Consider the following 16957-nt stretch of genomic DNA (forward strand, 5'->3'; position numbering starts at 1 on the left):
ATTTTATTCTCTAAAAATAATAGGAATAATAACCTTTCACTCCTTTTTTGTTCACTCCCTGAATAATCACTTTTCCTTTTATTTCTTCCAGAGTAGCTGCTAATTGCTTAGGGTCATTTACAGCGTTTCCATTAATAGCCGTTATGATAAATCCTTCTTCAATATTCAGTTTCCTAAAGAATCCGTTTTTAATATCAACAACTCTCACTCCATTTTTAATGTCCAATAAATTTCGCTCTATCTTGGGAACCTCCTCAAATTCCACGCCCAGGGCATTAGAAAAATAAGTGACCCTGTTTAATACACTTGTGGTATTCTCACTATTGGTCAGCATCAATTCTTTTTCCAATTCTTTGCCGTTTCGTTCTATTGTCAGGTATAATTTATCTCCCGGGGAACGCAAGCTTAATTTTTCCTCAAACTCCGCGTGCGAGCGAATTTTCTCACCGTTTATTTTCCTGATGATATCTCCTTTTTGCAATTTTACTTTTTCGGCTGCTCCATCCTGTTGGATATAACTTACTACCACTCCATCCAGATTTTCCACATCCATTTTATCAGCAAGTTCCGGTGTTAGTGTATTGACTTCTGCCCCTATAAAAGCTTTCTGGACAATACCAAAATCAATGATATCCTTCGCGATTTTTTTGGCAATATCAATGGGAACAGCGAAACCATAGCCGGTATAGGAACCTGTTTGTGACAAAATGGCCGTATTAATACCTACCAACTCTCCTGCGGTATTCACCAATGCACCACCACTATTACCAGGGTTAATCGCTGCATCAGTTTGAATAAATGACTCTATCGGGAAATTACTTTTCAAAATGTTTAGCTCCCTACCCTTCGCGCTTACTATGCCAGCTGTTACTGTTGAGTTTAAATTGAAAGGGTTGCCTACAGCCAATACCCACTCTCCTACTTCCAGGTCTTTTGAAGAGCCTATCTCCATTACGGGAAGATTCTCCGCTTCAATTTTCAATACTGCCAGGTCTGTTGATGGATCCCTCCCTATCAATTTGGCCTCATACTGTCTTTTTTTATAAACCACCTCAATATTATCAGCATCTTCAATTACGTGGTTATTAGTAAGGATATAACCATTCGATCTGAAAATAACACCTGACCCGGATCCTACTTGTTGCATAGAGCCACTGCCCCCCAACCACATATCCAGCCATGAACTTCTTCCGTATCTTTCCGACACTGTTTTAATATAAACTACACCTTGAGTGCTTTTCCTGGAAGCTTCCACAAAATTTTCTGGCGGTAATCTTTCTTTTAGGTTGTCCGCAGCTTCATAATTAGCATATATTGCAGGTGACATCATGTAATCTGCCTGATTATTCACTTCGATTGGTTCGGCAGGTATGATGATAAAAATAATACAAGCCCCAGCTATTCCTCCTAAAAATCCCAGCAATAAGGTTTTTAAATTTGTATTCATATTTGTGTTCATTATAATTCCAGATAGAAAAATCATTATACAAAAATCTTTCCAAAATACGTCTTAAAATTAATTTTGTTCATTATGGAATGAAAACCATTAGACACAAAAAAGAGATGCTGAAAATTTTCAGCACCCCTTCCCCTAAACTAAACCAAACTATTTATTTTTAAACACATTTTATCCCCCTGCTCTGTTCAATTCATCCAAATTGGTATTGCGCTGGCGTGCTTTGAATTCCTCACCTTTGCTAAATCTATATCTAAGCGAAAAACCAATGCTTTGCTGGCCGAAATACTGGCTGATTTCATTGATATTACCATTGAAGTTGGAATTACCTTCAAATCTTCTGCTTCTAAAAATATCCGTGATATTTAATGAGGCATCTAATTTTTTATCTAAGAAGCTTTTCTTTATTGCAAAATCAATTCCCCATTGTTCACCGATTGCATATAATCCCCAAACTGTATTTGATCTGTAATCGGCATTCAGTTCTAATTTGAAATCGTTCGGTAATACGAATGTATTTCCTGCTCTCGTAAATACTGAAGTTGCGTTATTTTCTTCTTGATTTCCATTTAAAAAAGTAGTGAATTCTTGATGGAAAACCGATAAATTACCGTTGATAGACCACCATTTAAAAGGCTGTAAAGGAATTATGGCAGTTGCGCTGTAATTTATCTGGTCATCAATATTATCCTGCATAAAAACCGTTGTCCCATCTTCAGGATTTTGCTGAGGTACTTCTGCGATAAAATCACTTGTTAAGCTGTAGTTCAATACTAAATTATACTGACCCAAAATAGTCTGCGTAACTGACATTGAATGTGTAAATTGTGGTTTTAAGTAAGGGTTCCCTTGCGCCCAAGTATAAGGATCCAAATACATCACAAAAGGATTCAAATTGCTGTAGTTCGGTCTGTCAATTCTTCTACTATAATTATAATTTACTTGATATTCCTTTGAAACATTGTGTTGCATAAAGAAACTAGGGAAAAGATTAAAATAATTTCTTTCATTCACCGTATTGTAAGTCAAAGACTCCCCTTCAGAATAGGTTTGTTCAGCTCTTAAACCAACCTTATAAGTGAGCTTTTCACCTAATTGACCAGCAAAGCTAGAATACGCTGCAAAAATCTGTTCTGTGTAAATAAAGTGATTTGTTCTATCTGGGTCTAATGTTCTTTGATTATCTTCTATTTCATAGAAATTAATTTCATTATCTGAAACCACATGACTGGCTTTTAAACCTGATTCTACTTTGATTTTCTTAAATAACTTCCCTTCAAAATCTACTTGAGCTGAATAAATATCATAAGCAAAAGGATTTTCGTTCTCCAAACTTTCTACACTATAAGGCTCTGAACTACCCTCTTGGAAATAGCTGTTAGTAAAAGAAGAGCCTCCATCACTAAACAATTTTACATAATTTAAATCGGTAGTTATTTTGGTACCATTAGTATCCAACTTATACACATAATGTAAATTACCTTGAGTATTTAAAAATCTATAATCAATCTGATTGTCAGAATTAATCATAAATTCATCAGCGCCTTGTTCCAAATCAGTATCTATATTAAAATCATGGTAAACATCCTGACCATATATATTGAACATCACTCCTACTGATTGCATATCATTTATATCATAATCAGTTCCTACTCTTAATGATGGAATCACTCTGTTCACATATTCTTTACCCGTCTGATCAAAATTTGTGGTAACACCATTGTTTTGAGTGATTTCTCTATAAAAACCAGCATCTCTGATTCTTCCTCTTTGAGATAAATCAGCATTTATGAAAGAGTTCCAATTGCCCTTTTTATGATTCAATTGTAAGCCAGTATTGTAATTCTGCATTTCATTATATCGATAGCCTGCGTTCACACTTCCATTTACGCCCTGAATATTATTTCTTTTCAAAGTGATGTTGATAATACCTGCATTACCTTCTGCATCATATTTAGCGGATGGATTATTGATGATTTCAATAGTTTTGATATTGTCAGCAGACATTCCCTGTAGCATATTTTGCAGATCTGCAGCAGATAAATAAGATCTTCTTCCATCTATCATGACTTGAACACCAGATTTCCCATTGAGCTGAATATTGCCATCCTGGTCAACAAAAACACCTGGTGATTTTTCCAATACCTCATAGGCAGTAGCACCTGCAGCCATAGCCGTTCCTTCAACTGAAACTACCATTTTATCCGCCTCAACTATCACTTGTGGTCGCATGGCTTTAACTTCAACTGCATCCATTACCTTAATATCCTCTGTAAGCTGAATAACAGGCAATTTCAAATTGGGTTGTGATGCATTTAAGTGATAAGGTTTTGAATTAAAAACATCAAACCCTACAGCCGATATTTTTACAAAGAATTGATTATCCTGTTTCAGCTTGATTGAGAAATTACCTGAATCATCTGTCACAGTTCCTGTAATCATAACTGAATCCGGTAAAGAGTAAACTACTACGTTACTATAAGGAATCGGCTTTTGCGCTTCATCCAGAATCGATCCGGATAGTGTACCGTTTTGAGCCTGAGCCAAAGCCTGGAAGCTAATGATCATTATAAGGCTTGCTAAAAATGTTTTCATGATTGTGATGGTTTGCATTTAACTGTTATTTAAATATTAGATGTACTGATACCATCATTCGTTGCAGGATTAGTGCCATATTCTTTCAGTGGCTTTATTTGAGTTTAAATGGGACTTTTTGAAAGAATCAATAGAAGAGATGTTCAATTATGAACACTAAACAGTGGCGTTTCCGAACACTGAACAACAAACCGGCTGGGTTTAACCTATAAACGGAGTAAAAAAGAGCTCCTTCAAAAGTAAAGTGATAATAATTTATGTGGGGAGAATATTCTTAAGAGTAACTACTTAAAATCAAAATCCCCTTCTGCCGGGAGCAAGCCCTGGCAACAGAAGGGGATAAATCAATGAGTTGGATTGTGAGAGTAATTTGTTTTGTACCAAAAAGGGAAAAGCAACAATTATCATTAGACAGCATTAGCTTTGACCGGGGAAATAATTTCCATTTCCACACCAATTCGTTCTATTTCATCAAGTGTGTACTTTAGCTGTTCCAGGTTAAAACCTGCCGTAACCGTCATACGGACACGGGTTAATTTTCTTGGCACCGCAGGATATGGCACAGGATTTACAAAAATATTTTTTTCATGTAGCCTGAATGTCATCTCCTTTACCTTATTATCATCCCCAATTATAATTGGGAAAATAGCCGTTTCTGCATTTCCTATATTAAACCCTGCTTTCGTTAATCTCTTCTTTACATAATTTATATTTTCCCAGAGTTTATCTTTATTGGCCTTTTGCTCCGTGATTAAATTCAAGGCCTCCAAAGAAGCTACTACAGAAGGAATATAAGGAGAGGTAGAAAACATATAGGACCTACTGGTGTATTTAAGGTAATTGATCAGCCTTTCTGACGCTGCTACATAGCCTCCAATAGAACCGACCGCCTTACTTAATGTACCGGTAATAATATCAACTTTACCTTCCAGACCAAAGTGCTCTAATGTGCCAAGACCAGTTTTACCAATTACCCCGGTAGCATGTGCTTCATCTACTAATACCCATGCCCCATAATAATGGGCTATATCTAATATTTCATTAAGTTTAACGATGTCCCCATCCATTGAATAAACACCATCTACAACCACCAGTTTATTGATATAGTTATTTTGATTGGCCTTCAATACCTTTTCCAGCGAAACCGGATCATTATGTTGAAAGAATTTTTTATTGGATCCACGACTCCCATCAATCAAACTGGCATGTGCAAACATATCATAAATTGCTACATCTTTATGTCCTAACAAACCAGATATAGTACCATAATTGGCTCCGTATCCTGAACTGTATACAATCGCAGACTCCATGCCCTTCATATCAGCAATTTTACGAGCCAGTTGTTTGATTATGGTCATTGAGCCACTTAATAAAGGTACTCCACCGGCACCTCCTCCATATTCAGGTGAAAGCTCTTTTACTTTCTCCCAAATGCGCGGGTCTTGTGTGAGGTTTAAATAATCATTGGAGGCAAAATTGAGCATTTCACGAATTTCTCCGGTTTTAGGATCAACCACCTTAGATATAACTTTAGACCCATTGATGGACTCTCTTTCATAAAGAAACCTATTTTGGGATTTCATATCTGTAAACCAGCTATTCATCATATCCATACGGCTCTCCCACTCTGCATACTCCAGTTTAGGATCCCCTGTAAAATTATATAAAGAATATTTATTAGCATCTATTTCTCCGTCTTTAGAAATATCGAAATATAGATGATCCAGATTATCATCATCAAAAAGATGATAATGTTTTTTTGGATTTGGAACGTTGTCTGACATAATGTAATAAGTTTGGTTGTTAAAATTCACTATATATAAATGTAGCGGTTTATTTCCTTTGATGTTAAAACATGTTTATGCCCATAATGTATTAAATTAAACAAAATTAAGCAATAAATGAGTAGAAGGAAATTTATTAATCTAATTATCCTATTTTAATAATAGTGGTATAAGCTTGATTTTCAGATGAATAGAAAAAATAATTAAGTAAGGATATTAGTTTTCAAGTTTCAATAAAGTTAAATGTGAAAGAGAATAGCGAAGAGTTGGGAGTGCTTTTTTAATCAAAAAAACATTTAATACCAAAAATTCATGGAATTTTTCTTAAAAAAGTACTACTTTATTTTTAATGTAAAGAATCGGAAACCGGGAACAGCAGCAAAATCTTCAAAATTCTTTGTATTTTTAGAAATAGTGTAAAAAATCAAAAATAAAAAAATATGAAATTTGAGACCAAAAACAACCTTAACAGAGTCATTTGTACTACAGAGTATCAACCCGAAAATAATTGGATTTATTGTAATTGGGAGGGATATGCAAACGTAGATGCCATGAAAGAATGGGGACTGAAATTTGTTGATTTATTGAAAAAAACTAAATGCAGCAACTTGTTAAATGATGATAGTAAATCTACCGGCCCCTGGACACAAGCTATGGAATGGATAGAAACCATTTTAATTCCAAAAGTGATTGATGCCGGTTTAAAACAATATGCTCATGTGGTTTCTGAAAACACTTTTTCAGAAATGTCCGCCAAGGAATTAAATATTAAAATTGGGTCAACCCTTGAAATGGCAACTTTCAGAAATGTTGATGATGCTAAGTCCTGGCTGATAGCCAAGCAGGAAAAGGTAAGCTAATTACTATGACGTTTAAATAACTAAAGTCGTGTTGCCTAATAAAGCTCACGACTTTTTTCTATTTTCTTTTATTAAAGAAAAGGCTCAGCTAATTTCTTAGGTTCACCTCACACCTTTGATCCCGTAGAAGATTAATTTCTTTCTGCAAAGCAAAATCAGTTTTTTCCTGGTTCATCTGTTGTTCAAAATCTGCTTTAAGCTTCCTCCTTTTAATTGCCTCGGCAAACCTTCTTATGTCAATTTCAGTTTCTAATAAAAGTGGAGGCACTTTCACTAATTCCCCTTTATCATCCTTTGCCACCATGGTGAGATAACTGGTGTTAGTGTGCTTAACAATTGATTCCCTCACATTTTCAGCTATCACTTTAATACCCACTACCATACTGGTATTTCCCACATAGTTTACTGATGCCAACATAGACACCAAATCTCCTACCTCCACAGGTTGTAGAAAATTCACATTGTCCACAGAAACTGTTACGCAATACGCTCCGCAATGCTTGGTACCGCATACATATGCTACCTTATCCATTAATGACAACAAAATTCCACCGTGAATCTTTCCTCCAAAGTTAGCGTAAGAAGGTATCATTAATTCAGTAATGGTTGTTCTGGAGAATTCAGGTGATTTAGCTTTCATATGTATATATTTACTTTTTATGGTCACAATCTTTCCCGTGACGAAAGAAACGGGATGGAATAACCTAAATATAGTTCTCTTGTTAAAGGAACATTTTTTACCACATATTCATGCTCTGTGGTTCAGGTAACTACTTCCTATCAAATATAAAAAATTACAAATAAAATGCTGTACTGGTTGAATGAAAGATAAAATAATCAAACTGGATAATTGAAACGGAAAAATTCAAGGTAGGGGTGCGACTGACTGAGGCTGGTAAAAAACCGAAGCATAGCCAGGGCATCTTATATACCTTCCATAGTTAGATATAAATGCTTAATCCAAAGCATTTTTAGTAATATAATAGCGATAAGCTACTATGGCCTTTTGCCATTTAGAGAGTTTTGTAAGGTCTTTCTTTCCAAAAGAAGGTAATATTACTTTATTTAGTTTGGCAAGACCTTTAAATATTAATTTTTTCATAATGAAAAAAGCCCCTATGAATCACAGGGGCACGATTATTATGGGTTAAACAAAATTTATTTCAAAGAATATTTTCGTAACCTTGCTTTTAATTCCTCTCGATCAGAAGTGATACTAGGGTCACTATATATACCTTTGGAAAGTTCAGCTACAGCTTTTTTCTTGAAACCTAAGCGCTCAGCCACATCCTGACAAAAAACAATTTCGCTTTTATAAACTTTACCATCAATTTTCATGAGCTGAATAATGTTATAAAGGTATTCAAAGCGTTGATCTTCGGACAATGTGTCAAGGTTCTTGATCGGTTGAGGGTTTTTCATCATTCCGTAAATTTCTTCCTCAGTGATGCCATTTGCCTTACCAATTTTTTCGATAAGGTTCGCCTCCTTTTCAGCTAACTCGTTATCAATTGTGGCTAGTTTAATTAAGATTTTGAGTTGTTCTTTAAGCATGATTTATGTTTTAGACTGTATTTAATAATTTTTTTTAACTTATATTCAATCAGCCTTTATCTTTAAATGGTAATGATTATCCTACTTTCTAATTAATATATCAGTCAGCTTTACTTACTTATAAAGGCATTTAAATATAGTTATACTTTTTTGAAATCTCATTCATTTATAAATCCAATGTAATGAATTTTATTAATATTATTAATAAATATAGAGCGTCATTGAGGTATTTATTTTTTGATTTAGCTCTAGCTTCTCAAAAATCAATTATCACATAACTCTCAATATCTGAAACAATTATAAAATACACAATCATCGCTACTATGTAAGAGGAAAAAATAATCCCCCCTACCATTGTCGTAGGAGGATCACTAATAATAATTTGTAAAAACTTTCAATCAATTTAATAACATTAACTACTATGAAAAGAGAAAAAATCAGTTTCAAAGGAGCTCAAGGCCATAAATTAGCAGCATATATTGCTTTCCCCGCAGATAGAAAGCCAATAAATTATGTGATTTTCGCACATTGCTTCACATGTAATAAAAATCTTAATGCCGTACGAAATATTTCTTTTGCTTTGACAAAGTATGGATATGCGGTAATGAGTTTTGACTTCACAGGCCTCGGAGAAAGTGAAGGTGATTTTTCAAATACTGATTTTTCTTCTAATACAGAAGATTTGATAGCAGCCTCTGCTTTCCTAAAAAGTGAATACAAACCTCCTAGTCTGTTAATTGGACACTCTTTAGGAGGTGCTGCTGTATTAATGGCTGCTTCCAAAATAGGTTCTGTAAAGGCCATTGCCACCATAGGTGCTCCGGCACAACCGGACCATATCCTGCGTTTGATCAAAGATGGAATAGATGAAATAAAAGAAAAAGGGGAAGCTGAGGTATCCATTGGAGGAAGGCCATTCAAAATTAAAGAGCAATTTTTAAATGATCTGAAGGACAACAAGGCCTTGGAAAATTTAAAAGATTTACGAAAACCTATTTTGATACTACACTCCCCCCAGGATAATATAGTAGGAATTGAGAATGCTGAGGAAATTTATAAAAATGCTTTCCATCCCAAAAGCTTTATTTCATTGGATGGTGCAGATCATTTAATAAGCAATAAAGACGACTCCAATCACGCTGGTGAAATGATTGCCATTTGGGCAAAGAAATATGTGGAAAAATTACCCGACTCCAACCTTTCTACCGATTCACAAACAGTTGCTTTAATAGGCCCCAAAGAAGATAACTATACCACACAACTCGTAGCTGAAGGTCATCACTTATTAGCAGATGAACCTGAAGATGTAGGGGGTGATAATTTCGGCCCCACACCTTATGGTTTTCTTACTTCTGCCCTGGCAGCATGTACCGCTATTACTTTAAGAATGTATGCCAATAGAAAGAAATGGAATGTAGAAGAAGTATTAGTTCATGTAGACCAGGAGCACAGACATGAAAAAGACAGTGAGAATTGTGAATCGGAAGATGGTAAAATCACTTACTTTAGCAGAAAAATAGAAATAAAAGGCAATTTGGATGATAAACAAAGAAAAAAGCTTCTTGAAATAGCAGAAAAGTGCCCTGTTCACAAAACTTTAGAGAGTCCTATTAAGGTAGAATCAGAACTACTTACTTCATAAGAAAATGTTCTGTCATTTAACTGAATAATATCAACTTAACTAAAATGCCAAAGGTGTATTCATCATTTCCTGAAATTCTTTTCTATATTCACGCAGAAATTTTTAAATAAAATGCAGCTGCAATAGTTAATATGAATGCTGTCAACCGGATTCAGGAAAAATGAGATTAAGCACATTAGATTGGTCATTTGTCATAGGCTTTTTAATTATCTCCTTAGGGATTGGTCTTTGGACGGCCCGTAAAAACAAAAGTTCGGAAGAATATTTTGCAGCAGGCGGTAAAATGCCATGGTGGCTCCTTGGGGTTTCCATGGTGGCCACTACTTTTTCCACTGATACTCCCAATTTGGTTACCGATATTGTAAGACAGCATGGTGTATCCGGTAATTGGGCCTGGTGGGCTTTCTTGCTAACAGGTATGCTCACAGTATTTGTTTACGCACGCTTATGGAAAAAATCAGGGGTAATTACCGATGTAGAATTCTACGAACTACGCTATAGCGGTAAAGCAGCTAAGTTTCTTCGTGGATTCAGGGCTGTGTATTTAGGCTTACTCTTTAATGTGATGATTATGGCTTCTGTAACACTGGCGGCTATAAAAATAGGTGGGGTTTTGCTGGGGCTTTCTCCCGTTCAAACTGTTATCATTGCGGGCACAATTACTGTACTATACAGCTCATTAGGTGGTTTAAGAGGAGTGCTGATTACAGATTTTTTACAATTCTTCCTTTCTATTGGAGGCGCTATAGTTGCCGCAGTTGTTGCTTTAAACCACCCAAAAGTAGGGGGCTTAAGCCAGCTTCTATCGCATGAGAATGTAGTAGATAAATTGTCATTCTTTCCTTCATTTTCTAATCCGGAGATGTTTTTAATGATCTTCCTGATCCCGTTGCTTGTACAGTGGTGGAGTGTTTGGTACCCGGGAGCCGAACCCGGTGGGGGTGGTTATATAGCACAAAGAATGTTTGCCGCAAAAGATGAAGATAATTCCCTGAAAGCCGTTCTGTTCTTCAATGTGGCGCACTATGCAATTCGCCCCTGGCCATGGATAATTGTGGCATTATGTTCTCTGATAGTCTTTCCTGATCTGGCCAGTTTTAAAACAGCCTTTCCAAATACAGAAGGTATTATTAGTCATGATATGGGCTATCCGGCCATGCTTACTTTTATTCCGGCAGGATTACTTGGGTTAGTAGTCACTTCTCTGATCGCAGCCTATATGTCTACCATTTCTACACACTTAAACTGGGGAGCTTCCTACCTGGTAAATGATTTCTACAATAGATTTCTTAAACCAAAAGCTTCTCAAAAAGAACTGGTAGGAGCTGGCAGGTTATTTACTATTCTATTGATGGCATTGAGTATGATTTTCGCTTTACTGTTGGAAAATGCGCTCAGAACTTTTGAAATTTTATTACAAATAGGTGCAGGAACAGGTTTAATTTATATCCTAAGGTGGTTCTGGTGGAGGGTCAATGCCTATAGCGAAATAGTTGCCATGGTGGTGAGTTTTCTGGTAGCCATGTATTTCGGTTTTGTACATAAGCATTTTGGTTTTACAGCCTTGCTCGCATGGCAGGAATTGGTAATTGGTGTAGGGATTACAACTATAGCCTGGATATTGGCTAGTTATATTACACCCAAAACTAATGATGCTACTTTATTATCCTTTGTGAAGAAGGTGAATCCAGGTGGCCCAGGCTGGACGCATATTACTAAGAGAGTAGTAGCTGAAACTGGATTGCAGGTATATAATCGCCAGTGGAAAGTGCCAATCGGTATTTTGTGTATGATCGCTGCAAGTATAGGGGTTTATTCTTTCATGTTTGGAACGGGCTCTTTTTTGTATGGAGATTATTGGCAAGGAAGTGCATTAATGGCTCTTGTAGTAGTTTGTATTTATGGGGTGTTTAAATTGTATCCGAAGTTGAAGTAATTATAATTTTATGATACCGCTATAATTAAAAAGCCATGAAACCCATCATGGCTTTTTGTTAAAGCAGTGTCTAGTCCTATTTATCAATTCAGGCAACTTTCTCAGCATTCCCATTTAGCCACTCAGGCTTATTAACAGTAACGACTGCATCCAGTTGATTAAGCATATTATATAAACCAAAGTACGTTCTGTTTACATATAAGCCATGTTTAGAACCTCTGGCTCCGTTGCTGTTTCTGATTTCTTTCATTCCTGAAACTCTTTCGCCCATAGCATAAATCTCTTCAAAGAAAGCATTATTGCCAAAGTTGAAAGTTTCATACTGAAAAGGCTTGCTCAACATGCCTATCATTTCGGTAAATATACCGCTGAAAATTTCCCTTTCTGCCGGAGTATCCTTCTCATGGAAGAAATCAAGCGCCTTAAAGCGTATGTCTATTTCCTCTTTATCCTGTAAAAAGCCTGGCCTCAATAAGCTGAAATAGTTTTCGTAAAAATCTTCCGGAATTTCTTTAATACAACCGAAATCAATGATTCCCAGCGTACCGTCAGCCTGCAACATAAAGTTTCCGGGGTGAGGATCTGCATGTACTTGCTTCAACTGATGAAACTGATAATCGTAGAAATCCCAAAGGGCCTGGCCAATTTTATTCTTTACTGATTGTGAAGGATTGGTAGCCAAAAATTCTTTCATATGCATCCCTTCCAGCCAGTCCATCGTAATAATTCGGTTGCCTGAAAACTCCTCATAATATTTTGGAAAATAAAGCCCTTCAATCTGGTTACCTAATGCCTCAGTAATTTCTTTCGACCTTCTTAATTCGAGATCATAGTCAGCCTCTTCCATTAATTTACCTTCTACTTCGCCCATATAGTGATCCAACTCTGCATTAGACATATTGAATAGACGAGTCGCAAAAGGACGCACCAATTTCAAGTCTGAGCTGATGCTATCGGCTACTCCCGGGTACTGAATTTTCACTGCGTACGTTTTTCCATTTTTAGTGGCTTTGTGCACCTGGCCCATAGAGGCTGCATTCACAGCATTTTTGGTAAAAGTATCAAACATAGCATCGGGGCTTTTCCCAAATTGTTTCTGAAAAGTTTTTACTACCAGGGGATAAGAGAGTGGTGGCGCGCTGTATTGTGACATAGTAAACTTATCCTGATATGCTTGCGGAAGCAGATTTCTGTCCATGCTAAGCATTTGTGCTACTTTCAGAGCACTTCCTTTTAGTTCACTTAAAGATTCGTAAATATCCTCGGCATTATCCAGGTCTAATTGAGAACGATTCATTCCCGGATTAAAAGCCTTTTTTGTATAATGTTTTAAGTAATTGCCTCCTACACGGGCGCCAGTACTTACAAATTTACTTGCACGCTGAATTTTAGAAATAGGAATACTTGATTGTTCTTTTCTGTCAGTCATTATTATCTGTTTTGAAAAAGGAATTTGGCAAAATCCAACATGCTGTCGAGCGGACTTTTACCCATTAAGTCAAAAGCTACATTTACAGCTTTTTCAATGGCAGCATCTGTCTTTTCAAAGCCAATACTGTCATCTTTCACCCAAAATTGCAATACAAACATCGTCTGTAACCAAAGACCATCCTTGTACCTGTCGCCAATAATCGGCCTGTCCACTACTTCCTCCGTTTCCTTAGCCTGCAATAAAATTTCATCGGCAAATTGTAAGAAGCGATGTTTAAAAGCTTTGAGGAATTCAGGAGTAATCTCAGGCTTCTTCGCCCGCTTCATGTCTATGAGAACATAACTTCTGTTTTCTTTCAGTACCTCAATTAATGTGAAGTAAAGTGCCAGTAATTTTTCTCTGGCAGAATACTGCATGAAAGCCTCCTCAGCGTGCAGCTTAGCAATAGTCTGCTCCAGAAACTCGAGCCAAACATGTTGCCTCAAGGCCGAAAATGAGTTGTAATGGTTATAAAAAATAGCCTCACTCATTTTTAACTCCTTCATGAATTTATAAATAGAGGCAGGTTCTTTTCCGTGTTCCAGCACATAAGTTATAAATGCTGATCGGATTTTAGCTGCTTTATCTTCTGGTTTGGGTAACTTAGTTGCTGCTTGTTTTGCCATTATCTTAATCGGTTATATATCAGTGAGGATAACAGCAAGCGAGGCTTAAAGGTTTTGATATTCCTTATTTAAAAGAGGTTTTTAATAAAATGAGGAAAATGATAGAAACAAATAGGAAATGGTAGGTATGTTACATACCTGTCAGCAGAAATATATTACAATTTTGGGTTAGGATAACTGACAAACCCATTGCTATTTCTTAATGAGTCAAGGACAGTAATTGCGACAAATGCAACTAAAAAGACCTGTGAGCCACAGAAATAGGGTATAAGACAAAATAAAGATAAAAGATAAGTGGTACGTGAGACACGTACCACGGCTAACAAAATAGGGAGAAAGCACTCCATAAATCCCGGCTCATTGAAACAGAGACAAAACAAACTATTATTACCAATCGATAGGCCTGTAATCCTTCAAAAATTTACCGCACCAATGTTTGCCTGTATTAATCCCGTCAAACAGCGGGTCCATCACACGGGCTGCGCCATCAACAATATCCAATGGCGGCTGAAAATCGTGTATTTCTTGCTTTTTCCTGGCCAATTCAGCAGGATCTTCATCGGTTACCCAGCCGGTGTCTACTGCGTTCATGTAAATACCATGCTTTGCAAATTCTGAAGCGGAAGTATGTGTCATCATATTCAATGCAGCCTTAGCCATATTGGTATGTGGATGGCGATCCTCTTTGTGCCAGCGATGGAATTTACCTTCCATGGCAGACACATTGATAATATGCTTTTTACCGGTATTATCTTTCTTCATTAAATTCACCAACCTGTTGCATAAAACAAAAGGAGCTACAGAATTTACCAGTTGTACCTCCAGCATTTCGTTGGTATGGATTTCTCCCAATTTCAATCTCCAGCTATTGGTTTTTCTCAGATCTACCTGTTGCAAATCTGCATCAAGCTTACCTTCCGGAAACACCTCTTCTGCACTGATGGAATTATCAATACTGTAAGGAATTTGCGACAATTTAGCTGAAGCACTTAAACCAATACCCAGTTGCTTACCATGCCAGGTAACCGGAAGGTTTTTCTGCTGTCCTTTTAAAAAGCCCTCGCTCAAGGTATTTAATTCCTGTAAGCAGGCGTGATGATCGGCCAACAGCTCCTGCGCAAAGGGAGGTAATTTATTGTACTCCTTTTCTTCATTAGGCATTAAATGTTGGTAAAAACCTGCCGGCCTTCTTACTGTTTGGGCTGCATTGTTAATAAGAACATCCAGCCTATCGTATTGCTGTTCAATAAAGTTGCAGAATATTTCCACGCTGGGGATATGTCTCAGATCCAGTCCATGTATTTTTAAACGGTGCCCCCATTCTGAAAAATCAGGCTCTTTGGCAAATCTGAGAGCAGAATCTACAGGAAATCGTGTGGTGGCAATAACAGTTGCTCCGGCCTTGAGCATCATTAAAGTAATATGGTAACCTATTTTCAAACGGGAACCTGTCACCAAAGCTACCTGACCTGTTAAGTCAGCTGTTTGATAACGCTTAGCATAGTTGAATTCTGCACAATCTGGACACATAGTATCATAAAAATGATGCAATTTGGTGTACATTTCTTTGCAGACATAACAGTTTCTAGGCGACTCCAATTCCTTATGCTCAAGCTCAGGACGGTCTGCCATGCTGGGGGCAATAAATATGGTAGCTTCACGCGCACTCCGAATTCCCGTGCCGTTGCGGGCATGTTTATCTTTCTCAGCTATCTTTCGTTTTTCTGCCTTTTTAGCGTCTTTTTTTCTTCGTGCGAATTCTTCTCTGCTGGGACGGGAAAGTAAGCCTGCAGCCATTAAAAGGGCCAACCTTTTATCTTTAGGAATCTCAAATATCTGATTGGTATCAGCATTCAGTTTCTCCAAAATGGAAATACATTCATCAATCTGATTTTCAGTTAACTTATTAGTTTCTTCTTTCTTTCTCTCTGCCATACAAAAATGCATTAAAGTGCAAAAGTAGTTATAAAATCAAAGAAATGTATGTTTTAAGAATTAACTCTGGAAAAGTTAGAATAATTTGCAGATTAAAAATCTAATACATAGATTTACTATGTATTTAGACTCTATGTAAATGGCTATATCAACAGAATTATTAAAAGGAACCCTATCCACCATCATTTTAAGGCTTTTGGAAAATAGTGAGAGAATGTATGGTTATGAATTAACACAATATGTAAAGGAATCGACAAAGGGAAAAATTCTTCTTAAAGAAGGCTCCCTCTATCCTGCCTTGCATAAATTAGAAGCGGATGGCCTAATTGTTTCGGAAGCGGTATATATTGGTAAGCGTATGCGTAAGTACTATAGTTTAACCCCAAAAGGGAAGGTTTCCACCAAAAAATCTGTCAACGAACTACTGGATTTTCTAAACATTATTGAACAGTTAATAACTACAAATCCTGAGTATGGTACTACTTGATGAACAACAAGTGGAAAAGGTGCGGGCATTGATCAATCAACAATTACCTCTAGAAGAGGCTCTTGCAGAAGACATGCTTGATCACTTTTGCTGCTCGATTGAAACTAATATGGCCACTGGATTTGATTTTAATGAAAGCATTCAAAAAGCTTTTAAGGCAATCGCCCCAGCTGGGTTGAATGAAATTGAAGAAGAAAGAAACCTATTGTTTAAAATTAAACCGCAAATTCTTATGAAGCGAATATTCTATATCGGCACTTTTATTACCACTTTTAGTTTATCCTTTTCTCTCCTTGCCAGACATTGGCATTGGCAGGCTGGTGATACGGTAATGATGTTAATGGGCTTTCTTTCTTTATTAATCCTAATAATCCCAACTGTAGGCATTATGTCCTACAGGAATAGAAAAATATTAAACAAAGCCGACTTTTTTAGGATCTTAACTGGGTTTATGGCTGGCATAGGTATTTCCACTGGGATGATATTCAAAGTGCTTCATTACCCCATGGCCAATATGTTATTTAGTTATGGAATGCTCATTTTAATATTCGTCTTTCTGCCTTTATTTTTTATCCAGATGTATAAACGCTCCTACATTTCTTCAATCTGAT

The 16957-nt window shown here is 36.6% G+C and carries 14 protein-coding genes; 5 read left to right on the forward strand and 9 right to left on the reverse strand.

Annotation, left to right across the window (positions count from 1 at the left end):
- Window positions 1-10: 10 nt before the first annotated feature.
- The 3 genes from JKA74_RS17805 to JKA74_RS17815 form a co-directional block, all read right to left on the reverse strand.
- Window positions 11-1447: a trypsin-like peptidase domain-containing protein gene (locus JKA74_RS17805; RefSeq protein WP_201432587.1), complete on the reverse strand. Its 1437-nt coding sequence runs from the start codon at window positions 1445-1447 to the stop codon at window positions 11-13.
- A 180-nt stretch (window positions 1448-1627) separates the two neighbouring features.
- Window positions 1628-4069, reverse strand: coding sequence for an outer membrane beta-barrel family protein (locus tag JKA74_RS17810; RefSeq protein WP_201432588.1), 2442 nt, complete (start codon window positions 4067-4069; stop codon window positions 1628-1630).
- Window positions 4070-4458: 389 nt separating this feature from the next.
- Entirely contained in the window at window positions 4459-5835 is a 1377-nt protein-coding gene (locus JKA74_RS17815) for an aminotransferase class I/II-fold pyridoxal phosphate-dependent enzyme (protein ID WP_201432589.1), read from the reverse strand.
- Window positions 5836-6275: 440 nt separating this feature from the next.
- Here JKA74_RS17815 and JKA74_RS17820 point away from each other — a divergent pair, with 440 nt between their 5' ends.
- Window positions 6276-6695, forward strand: a complete 420-nt coding sequence (locus JKA74_RS17820) for a hypothetical protein (RefSeq protein WP_201432590.1) — start codon at window positions 6276-6278, stop codon at window positions 6693-6695.
- Window positions 6696-6783: 88 nt separating this feature from the next.
- On the opposite strand, the gene JKA74_RS17825 is transcribed toward JKA74_RS17820, so the two are convergent.
- The 3 genes from JKA74_RS17825 to JKA74_RS17835 all read right to left on the reverse strand — a co-directional run bounded on the left by JKA74_RS17825 (window position 6784) and on the right by JKA74_RS17835 (window position 8249).
- Window positions 6784-7335 carry an acyl-CoA thioesterase gene (locus tag JKA74_RS17825; protein ID WP_201432591.1) on the reverse strand — a complete coding sequence of 184 codons (552 nt, stop codon included), beginning with the start codon at window positions 7333-7335 and terminating at the stop codon, window positions 6784-6786.
- A gap of 315 nt (window positions 7336-7650) precedes the next feature.
- Complete coding sequence (locus tag JKA74_RS17830; protein WP_201432592.1) at window positions 7651-7797, reverse strand: hypothetical protein; 147 nt, start codon at window positions 7795-7797, stop codon at window positions 7651-7653.
- A 56-nt stretch (window positions 7798-7853) separates the two neighbouring features.
- Window positions 7854-8249: a TerB family tellurite resistance protein gene (locus JKA74_RS17835; RefSeq protein WP_201432593.1), complete on the reverse strand. Its 396-nt coding sequence runs from the start codon at window positions 8247-8249 to the stop codon at window positions 7854-7856.
- Window positions 8250-8670: 421 nt separating this feature from the next.
- Here JKA74_RS17835 and JKA74_RS17840 point away from each other — a divergent pair, with 421 nt between their 5' ends.
- Entirely contained in the window at window positions 8671-9891 is a 1221-nt protein-coding gene (locus JKA74_RS17840; protein WP_201432594.1) for a bifunctional alpha/beta hydrolase/OsmC family protein, read from the forward strand.
- Between the two features lie 160 nt (window positions 9892-10051).
- Window positions 10052-11827 (forward strand): sodium:solute symporter family protein, encoded by a 1776-nt coding sequence (locus JKA74_RS17845; protein WP_201432595.1) that lies wholly within the window; start codon window positions 10052-10054, stop codon window positions 11825-11827.
- 88 nt (window positions 11828-11915) lie between these two features.
- Here the strand turns inward: JKA74_RS17845 and JKA74_RS17850 are convergent, their stop codons facing one another.
- The 3 genes from JKA74_RS17850 to JKA74_RS17860 all read right to left on the reverse strand — a co-directional run bounded on the left by JKA74_RS17850 (window position 11916) and on the right by JKA74_RS17860 (window position 15859).
- Window positions 11916-13256, reverse strand: coding sequence for an ABC1 kinase family protein (locus JKA74_RS17850; RefSeq protein ID WP_201432596.1), 1341 nt, complete (start codon window positions 13254-13256; stop codon window positions 11916-11918).
- Between the two features lie 2 nt (window positions 13257-13258).
- A complete protein-coding gene (locus tag JKA74_RS17855) occupies window positions 13259-13924 on the reverse strand; it encodes a TetR/AcrR family transcriptional regulator (RefSeq protein WP_201432597.1) in 666 nt (221 codons plus the stop codon).
- A gap of 387 nt (window positions 13925-14311) precedes the next feature.
- A complete protein-coding gene (locus JKA74_RS17860) occupies window positions 14312-15859 on the reverse strand; it encodes an SDR family NAD(P)-dependent oxidoreductase (RefSeq protein ID WP_201432598.1) in 1548 nt (515 codons plus the stop codon).
- Between the two features lie 139 nt (window positions 15860-15998).
- On the opposite strand from JKA74_RS17860, the gene JKA74_RS17865 reads away from it, so the two are divergent.
- Together JKA74_RS17865 and JKA74_RS17870 are read left to right on the forward strand one after the other, a co-directional pair.
- Window positions 15999-16346, forward strand: coding sequence for a PadR family transcriptional regulator (locus JKA74_RS17865; RefSeq protein ID WP_201432599.1), 348 nt, complete (start codon window positions 15999-16001; stop codon window positions 16344-16346).
- Window positions 16333-16956, forward strand: a complete 624-nt coding sequence (locus JKA74_RS17870) for a hypothetical protein (protein ID WP_201432600.1) — start codon at window positions 16333-16335, stop codon at window positions 16954-16956. The genes JKA74_RS17865 and JKA74_RS17870 overlap by 14 nt, the downstream gene beginning before the upstream one ends.
- Window position 16957 lies beyond the last annotated feature (1 nt).

Source organism: Marivirga aurantiaca (genome assembly GCF_016679925.1).
Taxonomy (GTDB): domain Bacteria; phylum Bacteroidota; class Bacteroidia; order Cytophagales; family Cyclobacteriaceae; genus Marivirga; species Marivirga aurantiaca.

Coding starts and splice junctions, on each gene's coding strand:
- JKA74_RS17820 (WP_201432590.1), top strand. CDS start 6,276: ATGAAATTTGAGACCAAAAACAACCTTAACAGAGTCATTTGTACTACA.
- JKA74_RS17840 (WP_201432594.1), top strand. CDS start 8,671: ATGAAAAGAGAAAAAATCAGTTTCAAAGGAGCTCAAGGCCATAAATTA.
- JKA74_RS17805 (WP_201432587.1), bottom strand. CDS start 1,447: ATGAATACAAATTTAAAAACCTTATTGCTGGGATTTTTAGGAGGAATA.
- JKA74_RS17815 (WP_201432589.1), bottom strand. CDS start 5,835: ATGTCAGACAACGTTCCAAATCCAAAAAAACATTATCATCTTTTTGAT.
- JKA74_RS17855 (WP_201432597.1), bottom strand. CDS start 13,924: ATGGCAAAACAAGCAGCAACTAAGTTACCCAAACCAGAAGATAAAGCA.
- JKA74_RS17860 (WP_201432598.1), bottom strand. CDS start 15,859: ATGGCAGAGAGAAAGAAAGAAGAAACTAATAAGTTAACTGAAAATCAG.
- JKA74_RS17850 (WP_201432596.1), bottom strand. CDS start 13,256: ATGACTGACAGAAAAGAACAATCAAGTATTCCTATTTCTAAAATTCAG.
- JKA74_RS17865 (WP_201432599.1), top strand. CDS start 15,999: ATGGCTATATCAACAGAATTATTAAAAGGAACCCTATCCACCATCATT.
- JKA74_RS17835 (WP_201432593.1), bottom strand. CDS start 8,249: ATGCTTAAAGAACAACTCAAAATCTTAATTAAACTAGCCACAATTGAT.
- JKA74_RS17870 (WP_201432600.1), top strand. CDS start 16,333: ATGGTACTACTTGATGAACAACAAGTGGAAAAGGTGCGGGCATTGATC.
- JKA74_RS17810 (WP_201432588.1), bottom strand. CDS start 4,069: ATGCAAACCATCACAATCATGAAAACATTTTTAGCAAGCCTTATAATG.
- JKA74_RS17830 (WP_201432592.1), bottom strand. CDS start 7,797: ATGAAAAAATTAATATTTAAAGGTCTTGCCAAACTAAATAAAGTAATA.
- JKA74_RS17825 (WP_201432591.1), bottom strand. CDS start 7,335: ATGAAAGCTAAATCACCTGAATTCTCCAGAACAACCATTACTGAATTA.
- JKA74_RS17845 (WP_201432595.1), top strand. CDS start 10,052: ATGAGATTAAGCACATTAGATTGGTCATTTGTCATAGGCTTTTTAATT.